The following is a 24,382-nucleotide window of genomic DNA, read 5'->3' on the forward strand; positions in this document are numbered from 1 at the left end:
AACCACCGTGCCGGTAGCATCCCGCGCTTGTCGGTATGTCCTGCAATGTATTGATTTAAAACTGATGTGCGGCGAATTAATTTTGTGATAAATGGCGCACTAACGTACAATTAGCCCATAAATACCTTGGCATCGCCAGGGCTGCCCCCCAAAATAAAATCCGGTTTTAAGATGATGAAAATAAAACGTAATTTACTCCTTGCCCTAGCGCTCAGTTCCGGCGTGGCCCATGCCAATATGGTTAACAGTAACCTGTCTGGGTTCACAGCCATCGGCAGTGCCGAACTGTCGTCGGTTGACTATATCAATAATCAAGACAAGGGTGCGGCGTTTCAGGCGAACCGCATTCAGGCCGTTCCCGGCAGTGGCGGCAATACCAGTGTCGTCAACATGGCGGACACTTGGAATATCCATGACGGTGTCCATAACAACGCTTATTCGGGTGTCAGCACCGTTGTTAATGGCCTGATTGCCGGACGGACGTACGCACTGAGTTTCTACGAATCGGCCGCCAACCGCACACCGGCTGGTTCAGGCAACCCAAGCTTCACGACAACAGGCGCGAACACCACCTTGTATTGGGCCGTTTCGCTAGGCGGTGGCTTGGTTGTTAACAGCACCCGTGTCACCATGGACACCAGCAAAGATTATGCGTTGCCTTGGACATTAGTGACGGTGAATGTCACGGCGGGGGCGGGCAACAATTTGTTGCAATTTCTTGCCAACTCAACACTGGGCGTTTCTCCTGAACCGCTGTTGTTACTGGGCAATGTCGTTCTGACGACGAGTAACCTGCCCGAACCCAATATCATCTGGTTGTTATTTTCTGGAGTCTTGGCAGCTTCAATCGGCCTAAAACGCCGCAATACCACGGTTTGATTGCAATACCCTCAAATCGGTAGCCGGTATCGCTGCCAGCAGATGCGCAGATTTTACAAATGAGTGCTTGATGTCCCCAGAAATAATAATGAACCAGTGGGCGCATCTGCTGGAAGGTATGGACCAAAAAGCCTTGTCGCTGGCGACATGGTTTTTGGTTGCCTTGTGTGCCATTGCCCCGTTAGAAAAAATCTTTTATATCAAACGGCAAGATTTGTTTAGGAAAGATTTTATCAGCGATGTGGCCTATTTTTTTCTCAGCGGCATCTTGCCGTCTTTTTTGTTGGTCATTACCACCAGCATTATTGTGCTGGGGTTCCGGTCAGCACTGCCCGCCGAATGGTTTGCTTATGGGCAAAGTTTGCCCGTCGGTGCGCGTATGGTGGCGATTATTGTCGTGGGCGATTTTGGTTTTTATTGGGCGCACCGTTGGGCGCATGAAATCCCTTGGGTTTGGCGCATCCATTCTATCCACCATAGCCCAACCGCCGTTGACTGGTTAGTCGCCACGCGTGTACATCCCTTAGAAGTGGTGTTTCTGCGCAGCATCAGTTTTATTCCGGTTTGCGGCTTAGGTCTGGTGGACTTTTCCGGCGCTAAGGCCGATCTGCCCTCATTGCTGTTATTGTCGTTTAATAATATTTGGGGCATTTTTATCCACGCGAACGTTAAGTTCCGCTTCGGCTGGCTGGAACAGCTTATTTCTACCCCCCACTTTCACCATTGGCATCATGCGAATGGCAGCGCGTTGGTGGTTAACAAAAATTATGCGGCGCTGTTGCCTGTTTATGACAGGCTGTTCGGTACGCTGCATCAGCCCAAAACACATTTTCCGGCGGCTTATGGCATATCAAGCTACTTGCCCGAAGGCTTGCTCAAACAATTGGTTTATCCTTTTACTTGGTTTTTGCTAAGAAAATAATCCTGATATCCGATGCTCAAGTTTTTCATAAAAACCGCATTGTCTGGATGTCGTCACTCATCAAGCAACGACCTGCTTGTTGCGCTGTTCGGTGATGGCTTGCCAATGCTGGATAATGTTCAGGCTACCCCTGCTTACCCCGTCCTTGTCCGGCGGCTACCGTTACGCCCATCGCCAGTTGTGCGGCGATAAACTGTTGGATTTGCTCTTTGTTGGGCAATTCCAGCAGGTATTTTGCCACAAAAATGTCATTATCAATCCCAGCCAAGGCGTATTCGACCAAGGCATGGTCTTTTTGGGTACACAACAAAATACCGATAGGCGGGTTATCGCCCTCCAGCATCATGTTTTTGCGATACCAGCTCACATAGGTATTGAGCTGGCCGATATTCTCATGGTTGAATTCAGCCAGTTTCAGCTCAACCAGAATATGGCATTTAAGGATACGGTGATAAAACACCAGATCAATGAAATAGTAGCCATCGCCAATCAGAATGCGCTTTTGCCTCGCTTCAAAACAAAAGCCGTGACCGAGTTCCAGTAAAAATTCCTGCAAATTATCGAGAATGGCATCCTCAACGTCCGTTTCATACATCACGTCTTTGGGCTTGAGGCCGAGAAACTCGAACACATAAGGGTCGCGCACATTCAAGATGACCGCCTGTTCCGCTCTCCCCTGCACATAAGCCGCCAGCTTGTCCTTGTCGGTCGAAAGCCCGCAACGTTCGTAATACAGGCTGGCGATCTGGCGTTTTAGCTCACGCACCGACCAGTGGCCACGCAGGCACTCAACTTCGTAAAAACGCCGCTTGAGCGCGTCTTCCACCGCGATCAGCTCGGCGAAATGGCTAAAAGATAGGGACTGTATCAGGTGCATGGGTGAAATGGACAATTCGGGGGGCAATGTCCCCCGAATGTCCGCTGCCGCCTCATTTGCCGTCATGGAAGTCAGGGACACAGGTCTTATGTCATCGGATAAACTCCCCTGCCAGCCTGATTCGGGGGACAGCGTCCCCCGAATCTCCGGGTATGCCACATAAAACGTCCGGCAACGGCGCAGTTCTCTCGGATGATAACGCACCACTCCCGTTGTCTGCAACGCCTGGCTCAGACGCTCAAACAACACCTCGCCATACTGTGCACGATCAGCACCCTGTTGTTCATACTCCACGATATACGCACCAATTAGCCAATTACGCAAGGTCAAACACTTATTCACCGCGCGACTGGCTTGCAGGGTCATTTCGGTATGAACTTGACTAATGGTAGCCACTAGCCTTTCAAAAGACGGGGTTTGCGTCATAATTACATTTTTTGTTGTTAGATTTTTGCCCACGAAAGACACGAAAAGCACAAAATGTTTAAGGTTCTATAGGGGTTAAGGGGCTTTTTGCCCTTAATAACTCACCTTACGCAGTAATGTCCGCAATAAGCCGCGCCTAACCGCCCCTACGCCCAGGCCACCACAGCACCGCCGCCAACGCCGCCCACAGCAGCCCCGGCAACAACCAGAAATAAGTTTGGTAAAAAGTCGCTTGCGGCTGTTGGCGGTAGGGGATTTTATACAGCCCCGCCCACGGTTTATCTATCGGCGACAGTTCCAGCACTTCGCCGGAAGCCAGGCCGACGGTGGAAATTCCGCTATTGGTCACCCGCAGCACCGGGCGGCGAAACTCCACACCGCGCCCTAAGGTCATATACAAATGCTGGTAAGGCTCCTGCCAATCGCCGTACCATGAATCATTGGTGACATTGACGATAAACTGCGCCCCCAATTGCGCCAGCGACCGCGAGAAACGCGGGAACAGGCTCTCGTAACAAATCTGCGCCCCCATCTTAAACCCATGCAGCTTTAACAGCTCGGAAGGCCCCGCGCCCCGCGCAAAATGGCCGGTGGCGGGTAGCCATTCGCGGATGACCGGAAAATAATCCTCGCCGGGGATAAACTCGCCAAAGGCCAACAAAATCGTCTTACTGTAATGCGGCGGCTGTTCGTGGCCGTTTTCGTCAAATACAAACAGCGAATTGGTGATGCGTTTGGTGCCGGTTTCGACACTGTAGGCGCCAGTCAGCAACGGCACTTGCTGCTGGCGGACAAACGCCGTCAAGGCTTGCGATTGCGGCGACTGCCGAAACCAATCGCCAAGCAAATACGGGAAAGCGGTTTCCGGCCACATCACCAAATCAATTTTGGTGTCCTTGTGCGCGGCAATCGCTTCGGCGGTCAGCGTTTGGTAACGCTGCCAGATCACCTCGCGCAAATTCTTGCCCAACTCCGCCGCCAGCTTATCCTCGCTGTTGATACTGCCTTGCACCAGTAAGGCGTTGACGGTCGCGTCCGGCGCAGGCAAGCGCGATTTTAGCCACAGCCCGCCGCAGTTGAGCAGGACAAAGCCTATCAAGACGGGCAGGGCGGGCAACCAGCCGCCCTCGTTGCGGCGGTTTTGCCACGCCAGCAGCAAGGGCAGGTTGGTCATGACCGTCAGCGCACTTAAGCCGCTAAAGCCGATACACTCCGCCCACTGGTACACGGGCAGACCTGCACCGTACCAAGAATAACCAAAATTCCAATCGAACAGGGTATAAGAATTGGCCTCGCACAGCGTCGTCACCAAGGCTAAGGCCAGCAGTGAGCGTGCGCCCGTACGCCCCCACCAGCGTTGGCCGGCGAACCACAGCAGCCCGGCCACCGGAACGTAGAGGTTGGCGACCAGCGCGTATACCATCAGCCCCAGCACCGCCCATGGCCAATCCAAATGCGCGAACTGGTGCAAAGTCAGGGCGACCCAGTTAAAACCGATCAGGGTAAACACAAACGCGCTCAATAAGCCGCCCAGCAGCACCCCCAGCCAGCCGGTTTGTTGCCGCCAAAACAACCATAACGGCACAAAGCCGAACAAAGCCGCCCACGGCGGGAAGGGGATATAGCTGGTGCCGATGAAAATACCGGCGTAAACCGGCAGTAGCCACGGGTGTCGGAAGCAGGCGGGTAGGGTCATTTATGGAGTTAGGGTAGTGGCGGAAAGGCCTTACTTTAGCATATTTCGGTTAAAAATAGGTGTCCTGGCCAGCGGTTTGGGGGGCTGGCAGAAACGGCGGGTAAGGGTTTTTAAGTAACCACTTATTAATCATTTTACTTTTTTATCTCTGCCCTCCCCCTAACGTCCACCTGTAGGGTGGTTAACCTTTACCCTAGAAAAGTAGGGCGGCAAAATATAAATAGTCACTCTTAAGTTAATGAATTAAAATCATCTACCCGGTTCGTGGGCATTTATTTATTGCCAAGCCAATGATTATTTTCCTAAAGGGATTGTGCCCGTGAGAAACAGCAAGCATTTCATCCAAACCCGCATTAAAGAATTTATTTTGCCGCCTTTCCGTGACGGTTTGGTGCTGGGCAAAAATTCGCCCATCGGCAGCAAGGCGATGCGCCAAGCCTTAGAATTGTTGGTCGCCACACCCTTTGAGCATATCGAGATAGAGGATGACATTATCCAATATATTCTGGTCAGAAAAACCCTGTTACGGCGGATTGACCAAGACAAATTGGTGGACTTTGTCCTAAAGAGCATTAAGCCGTTTATGGGCGACGAGGAGATCCTCTACCTTGAGCTGGACATCGAAGTCCAATTTGAGACGGAGTTATAGCGTTATCGGGTTGAGCCCGTTCAATGCCCATGCCGCCGCTGGTCGGCCAAATCCGACCCCAACCCCTACGCTTGTTATCATCTAAATCCCATGAGTTATGAAAGAACTGATTGCCGCTGATGCCTACGCTGCTAATGTTGTGCATGTCGATGCCCATACCCGGCCCGCCCCCAACCGTACCGCCGGGACAGTGTACGCCGTTTTTTCCACGGCAATATTAGGTGATGCCGAAGGCGAGTTTCAGGGTTTGGTCACCGATATGGACATTTCGTTTACCCCGCAACGCATATTTGCCGATTTGGTCAACCCCCATCCCTTAGATCCGGTCAATGCCAATACGCCTTTAACCGAAGTGGAGGCCTTATTTAACAGCTTTGTGGAAGCTTTGGCGGTTGTTGACGGCAACGGCCATTTTGTCGGGGCGGTGACGCGCAACAGTGTGCTGAAAGCCTTGCTGAACCGCGAACGGGAGTTGCTGATAAAAACCCGGGAGCTTAACCTCCAAATTGCCGAAGATCATGAAAAGCTGACCCTATGGTCTGCCCGCCTGGCCGAGCTGCATCTGGCCTCCCGCACGTTGTTAAGCGTGTTGGCGCATACTCAAATCGAAAACGACATTTTGCAATCGGGCATTGAGGCCTTGTGCCACCTTTTGCAGGCGCAATATGGGGCGGTCAGCCTCATTAACGACGCGGATGAACTGACGCATTTTTTGCATACTGGCCTGAGCGAAGCGCAAATCAACGGCATAAGGCAACTGCCGCAAGGGCGGGGGCTGTTGGGCGCAGTAATCAATGAAAGCACCGCCATCCGCTTGGAGAATTTGGCGGCTGACCCGCGTAGTGTCGGCTTTCCGCCCGGACACCCGCCGATGACTTCATTATTGGCCGTACCTATCGCCAACTTAGGCCGGGTTTATGGGCGGATTTACCTGTGCGACAAATTGGACGGTACGCCGTTCCTGCCTGAAGACGAGCTGTTGGCGATGAGTTTCGCCACCTCGCTGTCGTTGATTTTGGATAATGCCCGCGAGATCCAAGAAATTAAGCGCGGGCAACAGCATTTATACCAATTGGCGCATTTTGACCGCCTGACCGGCTTGCCCAACCGCGAACTGGCCCATGACCGGATTCGCCAAGCCTTGGCCAACAGCCACCGCCACCAGACCAAGTTAGCGGTGATTTTTGCCGATCTGGATAATTTTAAGCATGTTAACGATTCGCTAGGCCATGCGGTCGGCGATGAATTGTTAAAAGCGGTGGCCGCGCGGCTTAAGCAGTGTATCCGCGAAAGCGACACCGTCGCCCGCTTAGGCGGCGATGAGTTTTTGATTTTGTTGCCCGGCATTACCGATGTGCAGCACATTATTGCCGTCGCACAAAAAATTAAGGACACCTTGCAGCCTCTTTTTAAAATCGCCGGGCAGGAAATTTTTATCAGCATCAGTATCGGCATCAGCATTTATCCCGATGACTCCATAGAAATTGGCGAATTGTTGCGCGATGCCGATACCGCGATGTACCATGCGAAAAATAGTGGCCGCAACAACTTCCAATTTTTTACCGAGCAAATGAACGCCATTGTCCAGCGGCAGATGCGTTTGATCTCGGTGTTAAGCGGGGCTTTGGAGCGCGGCCAGTTCTTGCTGAAATACCAGCCCCAAATCGCCTTGCGGACGGGTAAAATGATAGGGGTAGAGGCGTTACTGCGCTGGCACAGCCCCGAACTGGGCGACATTTCACCCAGCGAATTTATTCCCGTGGCGGAAGCGGCAGGGCTGATCATTGCCATCAGCGATTGGGTGCTGATGGAGGCCTGTCTTCAGGGCAAGCAGTGGCTAGACCAAGGCTTAACAGGCCTGCGGGTGGCCGTTAACCTGTCGGCGGTACAATTCCAGCAACCCCACTTAGCCGAAAAAGTCCGGCAAGCCCTCGCCGCCACCGGATTTCCGGCCGAGTTGCTGGAGCTGGAGATTACCGAAAGCATTATGATGTCCGACAAAAATGCCATTATTACCCTGCTCGACGAACTGAAAGCTCTAGGTACACAGATTTCCATCGATGATTTTGGCACCGGCTACTCTTCGCTAAGCTATCTCAAACGCTTACCGATTGACCGGGTTAAAATCGACCAGTCTTTTGTCCGCGATGTCGTCATCGACCCTAACGATGCTGCGATAGTCACCGCGATTATCGCCATGACCCATGGCCTGAATTTAGAAGTGATTGCCGAAGGCGTAGAAACCCAAGCGCAATTGGAGTTTTTGCTCAGCAAAGGCTGTTACTATGCCCAAGGCTACCATTTCAGCAAACCCGTCGGGGAGCAAACCATACCCGCACTTTGGCATAGCGGTTTTGCTGTTAGTCGGGGTGAAGATTGTTAAGGAATGTGCATAAAATTAAGTCGGCGTTCCATTGCGTCTGTGCATCCGTGCAGGCGCCCTTCGCAGGGGAGGGAGCATTTTCCCCGTCATACAGGCGAAAATCAGGGGAACAAGCTCCTCCCCCTGGCAAGGGGGAGGCTGGGAGGGGGTTACAGAGCTACCAATATTAAATGTTAAAAAATATATGAACACCTACTTATTAGCGGCAAAATGTCCCTGAAACCCATCCAAGCCTCAATTAAACTTGTGTAGATACTTATGCCTTGGCAGGGGAGGGAGCTTATGTCTTCCCTGCCGTACAGGCGAAAGTTAGATAAAAAAGCTCCTCCCCCTGACAAGGGAGACCCCTTCGGCTTCGCTCAGGCGGGAGGGGGTCGCCGTACTTTCGCCTGCACAACAGATTTTATTTCATGCGCGTTCCTTACAGCCACCCACCGCCCAGCGCTTTATACAAATCCACCATAGCGACAATCTGCTTCTGCTTAGTCTCAATCAACTCTTTCTTCGCCTCTAAAGCATCGCGTTGGGTCAACAGCACATCCAGATAGTCGGCGCGGGCCGACTTAAACAACTGCGTCGACACATCAATGGATTGCACCAGCAAATCCACTTGCCCCCGCTTAAGCTGATAATTCTTATCCAAATTGGCGATATTCGCCAATTGGTTAGCCACTTCATTATAGGCCTTAATAATCGTTTGCTCGTACTCATAAGCCGCCTGAACCTGCTTGGCGTTGGCGTTTTTATAGGTTGCGATAATGGCGTTTTTATTAACCACAGGCGCGACCATTTCCCCGGCAATCATCGCCGCCAAAGACTCCGGCGTATTAATCAGGTATTTCAGGTCGAAGGCATCAAAGCCCAACCCGGCCTTCATGGCAAACGACGGGTAAAAATTCGCCCTCGCCACCTGAATATTCAAATCCGCCGCCGCCAGCTCCAACTCGGCTTGGCGAATATCAGGGCGGTTTTGCAGCAATTGCGAGGGAATGCCCACCTGAAGCATTTTCGGCTGCATGTCCATAAAACCCGCCGCCGCGCGGGGGATGGCTTGGGGCGTGCGCCCTAACAGAAAGTTGATCCGGTTTTCGGCCACCGTAATCTGCTGTTTAACCTCATAAATCCGGCTTTGGTTCTTCGCCACCTCCGCCTCGTAACGTTTGACGGCCAGCGTGGTGGAGCGGGCATAAAACTGCAATTGCTTGACCACTTCCAAACCGTTTTTCTGGATAGCAATATTTTGCTCCAAATTCTTCAACTGATTATCCAAGGCCAGCAGCTCATAATACGAATGCGCCACTTCCGCGACCAGATTAGTCACCAAAAAGTTTTTGCCTTCGCTGGTCGCCATATATTCCAGCGCCGCCACCTTGGTCGCATTGCGCAGCTTTTTCCAAACGTCCAGCTCCCAGGTGGAAAACAGCCCAAACTGATAATTGCCCAAGAAGGTAGGAAAGGCCTGTCCATTGCTGATGTCCAGATTATCTTCCACCGCCCCGTTGCGGGTATATTTACCGACTTTTTCCCCGTCCGCCCCCGCGCCAAACTTCACAAACGGCAAATACTCCCCTTTCCGCGCTTGGATCTCATTTTGCGCCATGCTAATGCGTTGCAGCATCATGTTCACCTCCTTGTTATTGGCGACCGCCGTACCGATCAGGCTGACCAGCTTCGGGTCATCAAAAAACGTCTGCCACTTCACCGTCGCCGAACTGGTCTTTTTGACCAACTCCGGCTGAAAACTACTGGGCAGTTGCACATCGGGTTTTTTGCTGGCGATGTCGGGGATGCTGCACGCTTGCAACAGCGCCCCAACGGCCAGTGCTATAACAGGCCATGCTTTACTCTTTGACATCGTGCGTACCAAATTGATAAGTTTCTGTTAACGGATTCAGGTCTTCGTCCTTAATTAAGGTCTTGCCTTCGGTCATTTTCGCGAAGATGTAATACAGCCCCGGAATCAGCAGCACCCCGAACACCGTACCAAACAACATGCCGCCCAAAGAAGACGTGCCTATCGTCCGGTTACCGACCGCACCCGCTCCGGTCGCCATCGCCAACGGCACCAAGCCCGCGATAAAGGCAAAAGAAGTCATTAAGATAGGCCGGAACCGCGCTTTAGCCCCGGCAATCGCCGCTTCCCGCACCGACAGGCCTTGGGTTTGCTTCTGCACCGCAAACTCGACAATCAACACCGCGTTTTTGCCGAGCAAACCGATCAACATCACCAAGCCCAATTGCGCATACACGTCATTGGCAAGGCCCAAGGTTTTCAGTAAGAAGAACGCGCCGAAAATACCCGGCGGCAGCGAGAACAACACCGCCAACGGCAAGACAAAGCTTTCGTACTGCGCCGCCAACACCAAGTACACAAACACAATCACCACCAAGAAAATCACCAACGCCTCATTGCCCCGCGCCGCTTCGTCAAAAGACAAACCTTCCCAAGCAATGTCAAAACCGCGCGGCAAGGTCGCCGCCGCTACTTCTTGCACCGCCTTAATCGCCGCGCCGCTGGTATAACCGGGCGCAGGTACGGCACGGATAGTCGCAGAATTGTACAAGTTGTAGCGGGTAATCTCGTTAGGGCCGAGCTTTTTCTTCATGGTCATAAAAGCCGAATACGGCACCATTTCGCCGTTTTCGTTTTTCACATAATAATTCAGCACATCGGTAGGGAAACGGCGGAACTCCGGCAGGGCTTGGGTATAGACCTTGAAAAAGTTATTGAAGCGGATAAAACCCTGCTCATAGGTACTGCCGATCATAATGTCCAGATTATTCATCGCCTTATCAATGGACACACCTTTTTGCATGGCTAACTGATTGTCGATGACCAACTCATATTGCGGGTAATTGGCGGCATAAAAGGTAAACAAGCCCGTCAACTCTTTACGTTTGCGCAATTCCGCCATAAAGTTTTGGTTGATTTTGTCAAACTCCTGATAATTGGTATCAATCGTCTTATCCAATAAGCGCAACGCCAAACCGGAGGCCGCCCCGTAACCGGGTACGGCAGGGGGTTCAAAAAACTCAATAATCGCCCCGAAATCATGGGTTTTTTCTTCCAACTCGTGGATAACCTCTTGGACAGAATGCTTACGCTGCGCCCAATCTTTCAGGTTGATAATACAAGTGCCCGCATTAGAGCCGCGCCCTTCGGTCAACACCTCATAACCCGCCAGCGAAGACACCGATTGCACACCGTCAATCTTACTGGCGATGCCTTCCAGCTCACGCGCCACCTTATTCGTCACCTCAATAGTGGAGCCGGGCGGGGTTTGGATAATCGCATAAATCATGCCCTGGTCTTCGCCGGGGATAAAGCCGGACGGCAAGGTGAGGCTGACCGAATAAATGCCGAAAGAAAAGCCCGCCAACACCAAAACCGTGACAATCCGCCGGGTAATCACCACATTCAGCACCTGAATATAGCGCCCGGTGGCTTTTTCAAACACATAGTTAAAGGCATCAATAAACAGGCTGACCGGGGTCTTGCGCTTCGGTTGGCCGTGGGTGTTTTTCAAAATCATCGCACACAATACCGGGGCCAGCGACAACGCCACCACCGCCGAAATGATGATTGACGAAGCCATGGCTATCGAGAACTGCCGATAAAACACCCCCACCGGCCCCGACATAAAGGCAATCGGCACGAACACCGAAGTCATCACCAAGGTGATCGCGACAATCGCGCCGCCGATTTCCCCCAACACCTGTTGCGCCGCGACATAAGGCGACACATTCTCCGCCTCCATCTTGGCATGGACAGCCTCCACCACCACAATCGCGTCATCGACCACAATCCCGATAGCCAGCACCAAGGCAAACAAGGTAATCAAGTTAATGGACAGCCCAAACGCTTGCATCACCGCAAACGAGCCGACCAGCGACACCGGCACGGCCAAAATCGGGATCAGGGTCGAACGCCAATCCCCCAAAAACACAAACACCACCAAAGACACCAACACAAAGGCTTCCGCCAAGGTGTGCAAGACTTTTTCGATAGACGCGTCAACAAAGCGCGACACATCATAGTTAATCTCGTAATCCATGCCTTCCGGGAAGGTCTTTTTCAGCTCCTCCAACTTTTCCTTAACGTTCTCAATCACCTTACTGGCATTACTGCCATAGTTTTGCTTCAGTACGATAGACGCGGACGGATAACCGTCCTTATCGGAATAAATGTTGTAAAACTCGCTGTTAAGGTCAACCTTGGCAATGTCTTTCAGATGCAGGATCTCACCTTTTGAATTGGCGCGGATAATAATGTTTTCGTACTCTTCCGGCTTGTTATAGCGGCCTTGATAGGTCAGCACATACTCTTTCGACTGCGCCGCCATCCCGGTACTTTGGCCTATCCGGCCAGGACGGCCAATAATGCTTTGGTTAGCAATCGCATCCATCACCTCTTCGGTCGAGACGCTATACGCCCGCATCCGGTCAGGATTCAGCCAAACCCGCATCGCATATTGGCGGCTACCCAAAATTTTGGCTTGGGCAATACCGAAAATACGCTGAATTTCCGGGATAACCGTGACGTTGGCATAGTTGAACAGAAATTTCTCGTCGGCGTTTTTGTCCTTACTGAACAGGTTGACGTACATCAACATACTCGGCTGTACCCGCTCGACAATAATCCCCTCCAACTGCACCAACTTCGGCAAGCGGCTCATCACCGTATCCAGCCGCGTCTTGACGTTAACCATCGCAATATTCGGATCGACACTCAAATCGAACAGCACCTGAATCGTCGATTCCCCCGCGCTGGTCGCATCCGAGATCAAATATTTCATCCCCGGCACACCGTTAATGGCGCGTTCGATGGTAATCAACGACGACTGCACCAACACATCCGCACTCGCGCCAGGAAACGATAAAGAAATCGTCACGCGGGGTGGGGCAATATCGGGAAACTGGGCAATAGGCAAGGATTTAATCGCCAACAACCCCATAAACAAAAACAGCACCGATAACACAATCGCCATTACCGGTCTTTTGATAAAAATATTAAACATAATAAGCCTATGATTAAAAAGGTGGCTTTAAAGTAGGTGTGTATTTTTTAACATTCGTGAATTAAACCCCACCCCAGCCCTCCCCTTGGCAGGGGAGGGAGCTTATGGCTTCTCCGTCGAACAGACGAAAATGGGGGAAAAAAGCCCCTCCCCCTGCCAAGGGGGAGGCTGGGAGGGGGTTGCCGTACTATCGCCAGTACAACAAATATCATTTTCTCGTTCCCACGCGCTGTGTGGGAAGGAGAGCCTTGCTTGGAACGAAAGCACCGTAACCCGCCCAGACAAAAGACATCGGCAAGGGGGTTGCTGAACTTCCATAAAAGGAAGAAAAAACATTGTTTCTGAACAGAATTTCCTTAACTTAATGGCAGTGACCCCATCCCTCCCCATCAGGGGAGGGGGACGGATTCCATTGCAGCTTGTTGTTTTTACTTAATTAAAATACTAATCCAATATCTAGTGGCTAAGTTGCTTATTCTAATATTAAAAACTTGATGATCGAGTAATAGGGGTCATCTGATTCAGGGGATAAATCAAATTGCCGATATAAAGACCTAGGCCATAAAGTGCCGATATTTCACCCTGACATCGTTAACCCCCTGTTCTATTTTCTTCAACGCCCCCTGCCCTGCCGCCAAAGACTGTCAGCTCAGTTAAGCCCCTAAGACAGCATTTGCCTGCGCTTGCCCAGTTTTGGCGTGAATGGCTAAAAAAAAAGCCCTGTAGCCACGCTATCGTTAAAAAAACCAGTCATTTTTTTACCTTAAATATCAATAATATAAACAATTGGTTTTTAATAGTGTGGAAAATTCACTTTTTAAGCGAGTAATTGTTAATTTAACCGACCAATTTGTTGTTGTATAGTCTCTAAAAAATCGCTTTATGTCTAGAAAAAAGGGCTTTATGGGCTGGCAGTAATTAATAAGCCTATTATTAGGTAAGCCATCCACTGTAACGCCCGCCCCTTTTTGACCCGGCCACTATTATACAGATCCGGTGCAAGTATCCGTAGCTGCACCGAATTGTCGCTGACGGCATAACAGCACCCAAGAAATCTATGGCGTTCGCCATAACCAGCGGCTCCACCCCCTGCCTACTGAACCACAACGGTAGATGCGCAGTGGGTGAAACCGTTATACCCCTCCGTTTATTTTTGCCAAACCGACCTAATGAGGAGATATGATGAGCTATCAACAAGATGCAACGAATCCTAGCGACGATGTACCGACCAATTGGGCGACCGCCTCGCGCTTAGGGCCGCTTCAGGACTTGCCCGGCTTTTGGGAAGGCACAGGCTTTAGCCTGATTGCCCGGCCTAATTTTTCCGGCGGTAACCCCAACAAAATCTTTTTACAACTGAACCTCTTGCGGGAATCGCTAGAAATCACCACCATCGGCTCCCCTGTGACAGACCGTGGCAGTCTTCAAGATGACATCAGCATTTATGGCCTGAATTATCTGCATCGGGTCACGGATGGGGTAACGGGTGCGCCCTTACATATTGAGCCGGGCCAATGGCTGTATATCCCGCCCACCAGCGAGCCTAAGGCGGATGCCAGTGTCGTCAGGCAGGGCTGCATACCGCACGGCAACGCTTTTTGTTCGGTGGGGTTTTCGGAAAATGCGGTGTTTGAAGGTTTGCCGGACATTCCGCCCGCCAATACCGTGCCTTTTGCGATAGGCGCGACCCCGCCGCCAGCGGGCACGAAAAACCCGTTTATAGAATATGATTTGAGTGTGCCCAGCCCGTTCCGTTCCGATAACTTACCCGCACAAATCACCCAAGCCTTGGTTAACGACCCTAACCAGATGCTCAGGGACGATCTTATTGGCCAAAAACCGCTGAAAATCGTCCGCTTGATTACCATGACCCCACCCGCAGGCGGCATCGGCAATATCCCCTTCATCACCTCCAACGCCGATGCCGGCAGTGTCGAGTCGGTGTTCGCCATCGAAACCATGGCAACACCTAACGGGCAGACCTTTTTGCAGTTGCAATACTCGCAAACCGTCCTGCTTAACTTTAACGGCATGAGCTTCCCGCATGTCACGGTCGGCACGCTGATCAAAGCCTTTTAAGCCTGTCCGAGCCACCGCCCTAAGTAACCGCTTATAATCATGCAACCTTTTTAGCTCCGCGTGCCCTGAGCGAAACAGTCTTACCCTAGGCCTGCGCCTAACAAACGCTATGCACCTCAACACTGGCCCCCCAGAGCAGAGAGACGAGGGCGTGGGCTTGGTCGGCGGGGCCGGTGGTGAAAAAACGTGCTTGGGGGATGTTAGTATCATCCCCTGGGTTCAGGCTGCCCGCCAAACGGTGCTGGAGTTGCCGCGCCACCGCCGCCGAGGATTCGACAATGGCGACACCGGGGCCGACCAGCTTGCGGATCTGCGGCTCCAAAAACGGGTAATGGGTGCAGCCCAGCACCAACGTGTCGGCTCCGGCGCTGAGCAGGGGCGCAAGATAATGCTCAAGAAGCTGGCGCGTAAAGTCGCTGTCGGCATCGCCCCGCTCGACCTGTTCGACCAGACCGGGGCAAGGTTGCAGCATGATGCGGGTGTCTTGGCCGTATAAGCGGCAGAGCTGGGCGACCGACGGGCTTTCTAGCGTCCGGCGGGTGGCGAGTACGCCAACCACCCGCGATTGGCTCAGTTCGACGGCGGGCTTGATTGCCGGTTCCATTGCCACAATCGGCAAGGGATATAAGGCGCGGAGTTTTTTGATGGCGACCACGGTGGCGGTGTTACAGGCGACGACAATGGCTTTGGCGTTGGCGCTGACCAAAAACTGCGCCATCGCCAACGCCCGGTCTTCGATAAAGCTGGCGTGGCGGTCGCCGTAAGGGGCGTTGGCGGAGTCGGCGACATAGAGCAGATGTTCTTGCGGCAACGCTTGGCGCACCGCTTTCAGGACTGACAAACCGCCCACCCCCGAATCGAACACGCCAATGGGCGCGGTCGGCGATGGCACAGGGATGTGGTGGGCTTTAGCTGTCGTCATAATCGGCTTTATCAGAACGGGGTAAGGTATCTGGGTTTATCAGGGCTAGGTAATATCCCCTGGCGGGGCATTTTCCAAGCAATTTTTGTGGGATATGTTACCGCCAATACCCTTGCCTTGCCAGTCTTCGGCGGAGGCTGGGAGGGGTTGCCGTACTTTCGCCTGTGCAACAGGTTTTATTTCATGCACATTCCTTAGGAATGTGCATGAAATAACCTCGTTGTTTAAAGTCCGCAGCAAAAAAAAACGCCCCTCGGTTAGGCTAAAGACGGTAGAAACGTTGCAGTGCAACGTCTCTACAACAGACTTTATTTCATACACAATCATAACTTATTGTTAAATAACCACAAAAAACTTGAGCGCAGCACTGCCGCTGTTCCGGTTTTGCGCCGCCATCCGTATCCCAAACACGCCCCCTAACTAAAAAATTACCCGAATAAAACCATTAAGCTGGCGTTAATTCTCGCTGTTTTATGCTGATAGCCGCATTACCCCGCCGCATCCCCCGTGCGGATCTTTTGACCCCAACCTCCAAGGCTCTCATGAAAACAGTATTACTTATCGCCACCTTAAGCGTGGCGGCATTGGCAGCGACCTCGTGCGACACCGCCAACCGCGACACCCCAGCCCCGCAGGCGCAGGCCACAGCCACCCCGCCCGAACCGCAACCTCCAGACAACGCCGCCACTGTCACAGAATCTAAGCCGTTAGTGTCTGATTTACCCGCAACGCCGCCGCCCGCTACCGAATTAGCCGAGCAGGACGGACAGCCCAGCTGGGAAGCGCAAGTGCTGGCCACTGAACAGCAGGCGCAACAGCAAGCCCGCGCCCAACAAGAACATGAAGCCCGGCAGCAGGCCGTCCAACAGGCACAAGCGCGTCTACAAGCCATCCGCGAGCAAGCCGCTTTAGCCAGAGAGCGCACCGCTGCCACCGCCCAACCGCAAGCCTTAGCCTTGCCGCTGCCCGCCGCCACCTACCCGCAACACGCCTGCCAAACCCAGCCATCGCCCAAACACTCTACCCGCCATCATCGCCGCAAACTCAGCCGCGCCCAACGGCAAGCCGCCGCGTTGCGCGAAGAGCAACGGCTGGCGGAAGAACGGCGAATTAGAGACTTGTCTGATCAAGAATACCACTTCAAACAACAAGCTGAAGCGGCGCAAGCACAGGCAAAAGCCCTGGCAGAACAACAGGAAAAACTCCGCAAACAGCAGCAAGAAGAAATCAAACGCTTTGAAGAACTGGCTAAAAAAGACCGCGAAGCCCAAGAGCAGCATTACCGCGAAGAACAGGCGCAACGCGAACGCCAGGTGCAGGCTTTGAAAGACCAACAGGAGCAATTGCGCAAGCTGGAGGAAGAAAACAAACGCCTTGAGGAAAAAGCCAAGAAAGACCGCGAAGCCCAAGAGCAGCATGAGCGCGAGGAACAGGCGCAACGCGAACGCGAGCGCGAAGCGCGGGACAAAGCCTTAAAAGAGCAGCAGGAGCAACAACGCAAACTGGAAGAAGACAACAAACGCCGTGAGGAACAAGCCAAGAAAGACCGCGAAGCCCAAGAACAGCACTTCCGCGAGGAACAGGCGCAACGCGAGCGCGAGCGCGAAGCGCGGGACAAAGCCTTAAAAGAGCAGCAGGAGCAACAACGCAAGCTGGAAGAAGAAAGCAAACGCCGTGAGGAAAAAGCCAAAAAAGACCGCGAAGCCCAAGAACAGCATGAGCGCGAGGAACAGGTGCAACGCGAACGCGAGCGCGAAGCGCGGGATAAATCGTCAAAAGACCAACAGGAGCAATTGCACAAGCTGGAGGAAGAAAACAAACGCCGTGAGGAAAAAGCCAAAAAAGACCGCGAAGCCCAAGAGCAGCATGACCGCGAGGAACAGGCGCAACGTGAACGCGAAACGCAAGCGCGGGACAAAGCTTTAAAAGAGCAGCAGGAGCAACAACATAAGTTGGAGGAAGACAGCAAACGCCGCGAAGAACAGGCCAAGAAAGACCGCGAAGCCCAAGAACAGCACTTCCGCGAGGAACAGGCGCAACGCGAGCGCGAGGCGCAAGCGCGGGACAAAGCGTTAAAAGAGCAGCAGGAGCAACAACGCAAACTGGAAGAAGAAAGCAAGCGCCGTGAAGAGCAGGCCAAGAAAGACCGCGAAGCGCAGGAGCAGCGGTTCCGCGAGGAACAGGCGCAACGCGAGCGTGAGGCGCAAGCGCGGGACAAGGCTTTAAAAGAGCAGCAGGAGCAACAACGCAAACTGGAAGAAGAAAGCAAGCGCCGTGAAGAGCAGGCCAAAAAAGACCGCGAAGCGCAGGAGCAGCGGTTCCGCGAAGAACAGGCGCAGCGCGAGCGCGAGGCGCAAGCGCGGGAAAAAGCCTTAAAAGAGCAACAAGAGCAACTGAACAAATTGGCGGAAGAAGCCAAACGCCGTGAAGAACAAGCACGGAGCCAGATGCCGCATTAAGCCGTCCACTCTCCGCAAGCGGTAGGTGCAGGCCATCCCCTGCACCTACCGAAAACAGAAATCGCATTTATGTGCAACTAAAAGGCCTTCACCAAGGACAAAGGGGCTTTAATCCCTTACAAATGCAGGCTGATATGCACAAGTTTATCCCCTTATTGGCGCTCTTATCTGCTCTGGCGACGAATGCCAGTGCCGCGCCCCAAACCTTAGTCAGCACAGACAGCCACATCGGCTTTACCGTCAAAGAAATGGGCGTGCCGGTCGCCGGACAATTTAAACAGTTTACCGCCACCATCTCACTGGACCCGCTAAAACCGGAACAAGCGTCCGCCGAAATACGCATTGACATCGGCTCGTTGAGCACAGGCACGGAAGAAGCGGATGCGATAGCCCTATCGCCGGACTGGTTGGACAAAGCCCACGCGCCCGTGGCGACGTTTAAGAGCGTGGCGGTACGCGCACTCGGCGACGGCGACTATCTGGCCGATGGCGTATTAAGCATCCGTAACCAAAACCGCGACCTTAGCGTCCGCTTTCACCGCGCCGCCCAGAGCGACGGCAAAACCGTCATCACAGGCGATTTTGTCATCAAGCGTTCTCAGTTTGGCATTGGCGGCGGGTTGTGGAATGAAGAAGGTGTCGTCGCGGAAGAAATACCCGTTAACGTCCGGCTGACCTTAGCCGCTCCGGCGCAATAAGCGGCGCTGGGCTTTAAAGTCCGTATAGCCAATAAAATCGGGCGGCACACATTGAGCAACCGCCCATTAACCATTTAACCTAACCCCCTCCCAAGCTCCGCGTTCCCTGAGCGGCACCGCAAGGCCGCTCAGGAAACAAGGGATGAGGTTAGTTAAAGCACACCTACTCAGAGGAAGCCAAATGCAGATAAAAAACCCCCTGATGGCTTGGCGGCACATAACCGCCGCCTTTATCCTAAGCGGCTGTAGCACATTAGCAACCACCACCCCATCGGATAGCGCCGCCGACCAACATAGTCAAGCGCCGGACATGCAAGCACGGTATGCCCAATGGGGACAAGCGGGCGGTAAAGTGTTTGCCTTAGACCCTAATGCCTCCCAAGTGCTGATCTACGCTTTCCGCGCAGGCCGTGCCGCCAAACTCGGCCATAACCACGTCCTGTCCGCCCCCGTGTTTACCGGTTTTTTTAACTGGCCTACTAGCGGTGCGCCAGCTTCGTGCTTTGATTTGGAATTTCGCCTCGACCAATTGGTGCTGGACAATCCTAAGCACCGTGCCGGGCTAGGCGGCAACTTTGCCGCCGTATTATCGCCCGAAGCCATAGCCGCCACCCGCGAACACATGCTGGGCGCAGACAATATGCAAGCCACCGCCTTCCCCTTCGTCCGCATCCATTCCCTGCAAATTGCCGGGGAAGCGCCGAAGTTTGCGGCAAAAATCGCAGTCGAACTGCACGGGCAAACCCGCGAAATGTGGCTGCCCCTCAATGTAGACGGCTTGCCCGAACGCCTTAGCGTCACTGGCGCGTTAGTGTTACGCCAAAGCGATTTTGGGGCGCAGCCATACTCGGTATTAGGCGGGATGCTGGCGGTGCAAGATGAACTGGTGGTTGAATTTACCCTACAAGGTGTGCCTGTCCGACCCTAGAGCAAGCCCTTGCCGCCTGATACTGAATACCCCATTAAGGAACGGCCAGGAAATAAATCCGGCAAACCTTAAACGGCAGCGGCCTCGGAGCGCGGGCATCTTGCCCGCCCCTCCAAAGACGAAACCGCCGCACAATAGATTGACCAGACTTATTTTATCCGCCTTCCTAAAGCCACGCCCCTTCCCTTTTATATCCACTACCCAGGAAATGACCATGACCACTACCCAACCACGCTACAACGCACCCGCCATGTTTCTGCATTGGCTAATGGCGTTATTACTGATTAGCTTGTTTGGCATCGGCCTGTATATGGCCGACCTGCCGCTGTCGCCGTGGAAACTCAAAATCTATTCCTGGCATAAATGGCTAGGGGTCAGCGCCTTTTTGCTGGTGTTATTACGGCTGGTTTGGCGGTTTCGCCATCGGCAACCGCAACTGCCCGTCACCACCAGCCCGCTGATGCAGACCGCCGCCCATATCGGCCATACCGCGCTGTACCTATTGATGGTGATCGTGCCCCTATCAGGCTGGCTGATGAGTTCAGCCAAAGGTTTCCAGACCGTGTATTTTGGCGTGTTGCCTATCCCTGATTTACTGGCAAAAGATCCGTCCTTAGGGGAGTTGCTGCAAGAGACCCACGAAATCCTCAACTACCTGTTCATCGGCTTGGTACTGATCCACCTCGCCGCCGCCCTTAAGCACCAATTTATTGACAAAGATAATGTCCTGGCGCGTATGCTGCCTGGGCGTTAAGGCTTACCATCATAGAGCGCGGGCATCTTGCCCGCGCCCCACTGATACCCCCATCGGCAAAAATACCTCGCCAATATCAGGACACTTGCCAGATAAAGGCATTTACTGCCACAATGTACTTATCCGCATTTATAAAGCCAGCATAGCGGCCATGATGAAAAACATCCAGACCTTCACGCCAAGCCCGCCGTGTAATAGGCTGATTTTATAATGGCAACGGTCGGCAAGCCATTACAGTTCTGGACGCTTGACCAGACAACCTGGATAGCCGGACACTTGGGCTTGTGGCTTATCCTCCTGGCCGTATTATTGTGCCATGGCTGCGCGTCACTCCCCCCCGGTTACGGCTTACCCAAAACCGTCTCATCGGCTCTCGCCCATCCCGAACAGACCCGGCTAGGCCAGCAGTTCAAGGCGGGGAGCCATCAACATAGCACTAACTCCGGCTTTCGGATGATCCAAGTGGGTGCAGACGGCTTCTGTATCCGAATGCAAATGATCAATGCCGCCGAGCGGACACTGGATGTCCAATATTATATTTTTCGGGGCGACACCTCCGGGCGCTTACTCACTGACGCAGTGTTGCGGGCGGCTAAGCGCGGGGTGCGCGTGCGGGTGCTGGTCGATGACGGCGAAACGCGAGCCGGGGATGAGCAGCTTAACGTCTTTAATGCGCAGCCTTTGATCGAGTTACGCATATTCAACCCCTTCGCGTATCGCGGCCACACCACCCTGTTCCGATCCCTTGAATTCATGGCCAATGCGTCCCGGCTCGATTACCGGATGCACAATAAATTGCTCGTCGTTGACAATGCCGCCGCCCTGCTCGGCGGGCGCAATATCGGCGACCCGTTTTTTCAGATGAACCCCGAAAGCCAATTTGCCGATGACGATGTCTTTGCTGTCGGCCCCATTGTGCAAAAACTGTCCGCCTCGTTCGACGAATACTGGCACAGCGACTTAGCCATTCCGGCCACCGCCCTGACAGACCACAGCCCCGCACCCGACCCCGCAAACGGACAAGACCAGCCGACGAGCAGTTCGGACAGGCTAATTTATAGCAAGCGGGCGGCCACCGGCGAGCCTTTTAACGGCATCCTCTCCGGGCGGTTGCCGCTGGTTTGGGCGGCTGCGCAACTGCTCTACGACAGCCCCGACAGGAAGCAACTGACCCAGGGCGCGGAGAATAGCCTGATGGAGCGGCAACTGGCCGATGCCATTAAGGCGGTACACACCGAGTTATTGATGGTCACCCCCTATCTGGTGCCTGACGGCGAAGGGATGCAGTTATTCCAGTCCCTGCGCCAACGCCAAGTCCGGGTACGCATTTTGACCAACTCCCTCGAAGCGGCGGTCGACGAATCCAGCATGTTATTGGCGCACTCAGGCTATAGGCACTACCGGATACCGCTGCTGGAACAAGGGGTGGAGCTTTACGAGGTACGCTCATTATTGGGCAACGTCAAAGGCAGCGGCGAAACGGCACGGATAGCGCGGTATGGCAATTACGCCCTACACGCCAAACTGTTTGTCTTCGACCGCCAAAAGCTGTTCTTAGGCTCCATGAACTTCGACCAACACTCCATGCACCTGAATACCGAAATTGGCCTGATCATTGACAGCCCTGTCCTGGCCGAACAGCTTGCCGCGCGTTTCGCAGCGATGACCCAACCCGCCAACGCCTACCAACTGGTGTTACGCCCGGACGGCACGGCAGATTCGCCAACATTGCTCTGGCGCACCCAAGAACACGGCAAAGCCATTGACTACACCACCGAACCTTCCCGAAGCACCTGGCAAAAAGCCAAAGCCGGCTTACTGTCGTTATTGCCGCTGGATACGGAGTTATGAGGCCGATCCGCAGGTTTTTCGCTCGATGTTCAAGTTTTTCATAAAACCCGCCCTGAAATTTTGTGCTGGTTCCCAAGCTCCGGCTTGGGAACCAGCCTACACGAAGCTCTTGCTTCGGGAATTTAAAAAAACTCAGCGGCTGCGCCAAAACCGCTTGCGGGTCTACCTGAACGGTGCCGGGAAATGTTTGTGTCCAGAATTCCCGAAGCGAGAGCTTCGGAAAGCAAGGTTCCCAAGCCCGGTAGGGTACGCTGTGCGTACCATTAAACGAATCCGGGCGCGTACTGATGTGGTTTTATACGGCACAGCAACGTGTTATTTGGTACGCACAGCGTACCCTACCGGGCTGTTGTGGGAATTTCCGATGGAGATACTTTGACAGTATTAACCAGCGATAAGGCGCATTCCGCATTCAAACAAAGCTCGCAGCGTCCAGCTCACCAATCAGCTCAGGGTGTTTGACGATAAGCCTTAACAGGCACACCACGCCGCCGGGCGGGGCGAAACGGCCCTGTTCCCAATCACGCAGTGTCGCTACAGGCGTTTTGATACGTTCGGCAAACGCCTGTTGGGACAAGCCTGTTGTGGCACGCGCCGAACGCACCAAAAGCTGTTCCGCCGTCGTCACCCTGCCCATGCCGGCCTGCATTTCAGACAGCCCCTGCCGAAGTCCGTCCAACGCCATGCCCGCGTCGGCCTCAATCGCCTGCGCTATTTTTTCAATGTCCATGTCACACCGCCTTTTTAATGTCACTGGCTGGGATGTTGGCCTGATCCGCCTTTAGGTACAGCGTGACCAGCACCACCGTGCCTTGCTCAGTCAGGTTGAAATAAATCACGCGGACACCGCCGCGCTTGCCTTTGCCCTCTACCGACCAGCGGACTTTACGCGCACCCTCCGCGCCGGGGATGACATCGCCTGCCGTGGGATGCTCGGCAATCCAGGCGATAAACGCCATGCGCTCATCTTCAGACCCAATTTTTTCGGCCTGTTTTTGGAAAGTTGGGGTTTCGATGACGGTTCGCATAGCATTTATTATGCGGGATTCCCGTATAATGTCAAGCCTAAGGCGGTGTTGATAATGCCATGACAGGGTGCTATGCTTTGCCCAGCCCGGTAGGGTACGCTGTGCGTACCATTAAACGAATCCGGGCGCGTACTGATGTGGTTTTATACGGCACAGCAACGTGTTATTTGGTACGCACAGCGTACCCTACCGGGCTATTTGCAAGAGGATAAACCAATGGCAACCATAAACCTATCTGTACCAGACCCCATGAAAGACTGGGTGCAATCCCAAGTTGAAACGGGCGTTTACGCCAATAGCAGCGATTATATGCGCGATCTGATCCGCAAAGACCAAGAGCGGCACGCTAAAACCGCCGCCTTACAGAAAGCCATTACCGAAGGCTTAGAAAGCGGCCTAAGCGAGCAAGCGTTTACTGACATTATTGCCCACGCCCGCCAGAGCATGAAAGAACCCACCTGATGGGACGCTATCTTTTTTCTAACCAAGCCGCCGCCGACCTCGCCGACCTATACTGCTACGGTTATGCGCATCACGGTGAACAGCAAGCGGATGCTTATGCCGAGTCCTTGCGGCAAACCTGCCACCTGTTAGCCGACTACCCATTAATGAACAGGGAGCGGCATGAATTTATGCCGCCTGTCCATATCCATCACCATCAGCAACACCTCATTGTTTATAGGGTGGAGTTCGACCACATCGTTATTGTCAGGTTTTTGCACAACCGCATGGATATTCAGCGGCATTTAGAAGACCAATACGACAGCTAACAAAAGCAACGCGGTAAGGCGCAACAGAACAAGCGGCGACATC

Annotated in this window: 19 protein-coding genes; 12 read left to right on the top strand and 7 right to left on the bottom strand. The window is 53.4% G+C overall.

Annotated elements, in window-relative coordinates:
• Positions 1-171: 171 nt before the first annotated feature.
• Together CEK71_RS19330 and CEK71_RS19335 are read left to right on the top strand one after the other, a co-directional pair.
• The gene (locus CEK71_RS19330) at positions 172-879 is read left to right on the top strand and encodes a hypothetical protein (protein ID WP_157679434.1); all 708 of its coding nucleotides are present in this window, start codon (positions 172-174) and stop codon (positions 877-879) included.
• Between the two features lie 70 nt (positions 880-949).
• On the top strand, positions 950-1,801 hold the full coding sequence (locus CEK71_RS19335) for a sterol desaturase family protein (RefSeq protein ID WP_088620918.1): 852 nt from the start codon (positions 950-952) through the stop codon (positions 1,799-1,801).
• Between the two features lie 124 nt (positions 1,802-1,925).
• On the opposite strand, the gene CEK71_RS19340 is transcribed toward CEK71_RS19335, so the two are convergent.
• Complete coding sequence (locus tag CEK71_RS19340) at positions 1,926-3,074, bottom strand: PDDEXK nuclease domain-containing protein (protein ID WP_198328339.1); 1,149 nt, start codon at positions 3,072-3,074, stop codon at positions 1,926-1,928.
• A 166-nt stretch (positions 3,075-3,240) separates the two neighbouring features.
• On the bottom strand, positions 3,241-4,800 hold the full coding sequence (gene lnt / locus CEK71_RS19345; protein ID WP_088620920.1) for an apolipoprotein N-acyltransferase: 1,560 nt from the start codon (positions 4,798-4,800) through the stop codon (positions 3,241-3,243).
• Between the two features lie 319 nt (positions 4,801-5,119).
• Here lnt and CEK71_RS19350 point away from each other — a divergent pair, with 319 nt between their 5' ends.
• A complete protein-coding gene (locus CEK71_RS19350; RefSeq protein ID WP_232463694.1) occupies positions 5,120-5,449 on the top strand; it encodes a hypothetical protein in 330 nt (109 codons plus the stop codon).
• A gap of 97 nt (positions 5,450-5,546) precedes the next feature.
• Positions 5,547-7,832 carry an EAL domain-containing protein gene (locus CEK71_RS19355; protein WP_088620922.1) on the top strand — a complete coding sequence of 762 codons (2,286 nt, stop codon included), beginning with the start codon at positions 5,547-5,549 and terminating at the stop codon, positions 7,830-7,832.
• A 421-nt stretch (positions 7,833-8,253) separates the two neighbouring features.
• Here CEK71_RS19355 and CEK71_RS19360 read toward each other — a convergent pair whose 3' ends face one another.
• Positions 8,254-9,687 carry a TolC family protein gene (locus CEK71_RS19360; RefSeq protein ID WP_088620923.1) on the bottom strand — a complete coding sequence of 478 codons (1,434 nt, stop codon included), beginning with the start codon at positions 9,685-9,687 and terminating at the stop codon, positions 8,254-8,256.
• On the bottom strand, positions 9,674-12,850 hold the full coding sequence (locus CEK71_RS19365; RefSeq protein ID WP_088620924.1) for an efflux RND transporter permease subunit: 3,177 nt from the start codon (positions 12,848-12,850) through the stop codon (positions 9,674-9,676). The genes CEK71_RS19360 and CEK71_RS19365 overlap by 14 nt, the downstream gene beginning before the upstream one ends.
• A 1,179-nt stretch (positions 12,851-14,029) precedes the next feature.
• Here CEK71_RS19365 and CEK71_RS19370 point away from each other — a divergent pair.
• Positions 14,030-14,929 (top strand): heme-binding protein, encoded by a 900-nt coding sequence (locus tag CEK71_RS19370; protein ID WP_157679436.1) that lies wholly within the window; start codon positions 14,030-14,032, stop codon positions 14,927-14,929.
• Positions 14,930-15,026: 97 nt separating this feature from the next.
• On the opposite strand, the gene murI is transcribed toward CEK71_RS19370, so the two are convergent.
• Entirely contained in the window at positions 15,027-15,851 is an 825-nt protein-coding gene (gene murI / locus CEK71_RS19375) for a glutamate racemase (protein WP_088620926.1), read from the bottom strand.
• A 542-nt stretch (positions 15,852-16,393) separates the two neighbouring features.
• Between murI and CEK71_RS19385 the strand changes: the two genes are divergently transcribed.
• The 5 genes from CEK71_RS19385 (at position 16,394) to CEK71_RS19410 (ending at position 22,541) form a co-directional block, all read left to right on the top strand.
• Positions 16,394-18,310: a hypothetical protein gene (locus tag CEK71_RS19385; RefSeq protein ID WP_088620928.1), complete on the top strand. Its 1,917-nt coding sequence runs from the start codon at positions 16,394-16,396 to the stop codon at positions 18,308-18,310.
• Positions 18,311-18,444: 134 nt separating this feature from the next.
• Positions 18,445-19,008 (top strand): YceI family protein, encoded by a 564-nt coding sequence (locus CEK71_RS19390; protein ID WP_157679438.1) that lies wholly within the window; start codon positions 18,445-18,447, stop codon positions 19,006-19,008.
• A 181-nt stretch (positions 19,009-19,189) separates the two neighbouring features.
• Positions 19,190-19,936 (top strand): YceI family protein, encoded by a 747-nt coding sequence (locus CEK71_RS19395; RefSeq protein ID WP_157679440.1) that lies wholly within the window; start codon positions 19,190-19,192, stop codon positions 19,934-19,936.
• A gap of 214 nt (positions 19,937-20,150) precedes the next feature.
• Positions 20,151-20,690 (top strand): cytochrome b, encoded by a 540-nt coding sequence (locus CEK71_RS19405; protein WP_088620932.1) that lies wholly within the window; start codon positions 20,151-20,153, stop codon positions 20,688-20,690.
• A 210-nt stretch (positions 20,691-20,900) separates the two neighbouring features.
• Positions 20,901-22,541 carry a phospholipase D family protein gene (locus CEK71_RS19410; protein ID WP_088620933.1) on the top strand — a complete coding sequence of 547 codons (1,641 nt, stop codon included), beginning with the start codon at positions 20,901-20,903 and terminating at the stop codon, positions 22,539-22,541.
• Positions 22,542-22,953: 412 nt separating this feature from the next.
• Here the strand turns inward: CEK71_RS19410 and CEK71_RS19420 are convergent, their stop codons facing one another.
• Together CEK71_RS19420 and CEK71_RS19425 are read right to left on the bottom strand one after the other, a co-directional pair.
• Positions 22,954-23,271 (bottom strand): helix-turn-helix domain-containing protein, encoded by a 318-nt coding sequence (locus tag CEK71_RS19420; protein ID WP_088620935.1) that lies wholly within the window; start codon positions 23,269-23,271, stop codon positions 22,954-22,956.
• A 1-nt stretch (position 23,272) separates the two neighbouring features.
• A complete protein-coding gene (locus tag CEK71_RS19425) occupies positions 23,273-23,569 on the bottom strand; it encodes a DNA-binding protein (protein WP_088620936.1) in 297 nt (98 codons plus the stop codon).
• A gap of 216 nt (positions 23,570-23,785) precedes the next feature.
• Here CEK71_RS19425 and CEK71_RS19430 point away from each other — a divergent pair, with 216 nt between their 5' ends.
• Complete coding sequence (locus tag CEK71_RS19430; RefSeq protein ID WP_088621700.1) at positions 23,786-24,031, top strand: type II toxin-antitoxin system ParD family antitoxin; 246 nt, start codon at positions 23,786-23,788, stop codon at positions 24,029-24,031.
• Positions 24,031-24,339 (top strand): type II toxin-antitoxin system RelE/ParE family toxin, encoded by a 309-nt coding sequence (locus CEK71_RS19435; RefSeq protein ID WP_088620937.1) that lies wholly within the window; start codon positions 24,031-24,033, stop codon positions 24,337-24,339. The genes CEK71_RS19430 and CEK71_RS19435 overlap by 1 nt, the downstream gene beginning before the upstream one ends.
• The last annotated feature ends 43 nt before the right edge of the window (positions 24,340-24,382 follow it).

It is taken from the genome of Methylovulum psychrotolerans (genome assembly GCF_002209385.1).
In the GTDB taxonomy this organism is placed as follows: Bacteria; Pseudomonadota; Gammaproteobacteria; order Methylococcales; family Methylomonadaceae; genus Methylovulum; species Methylovulum psychrotolerans.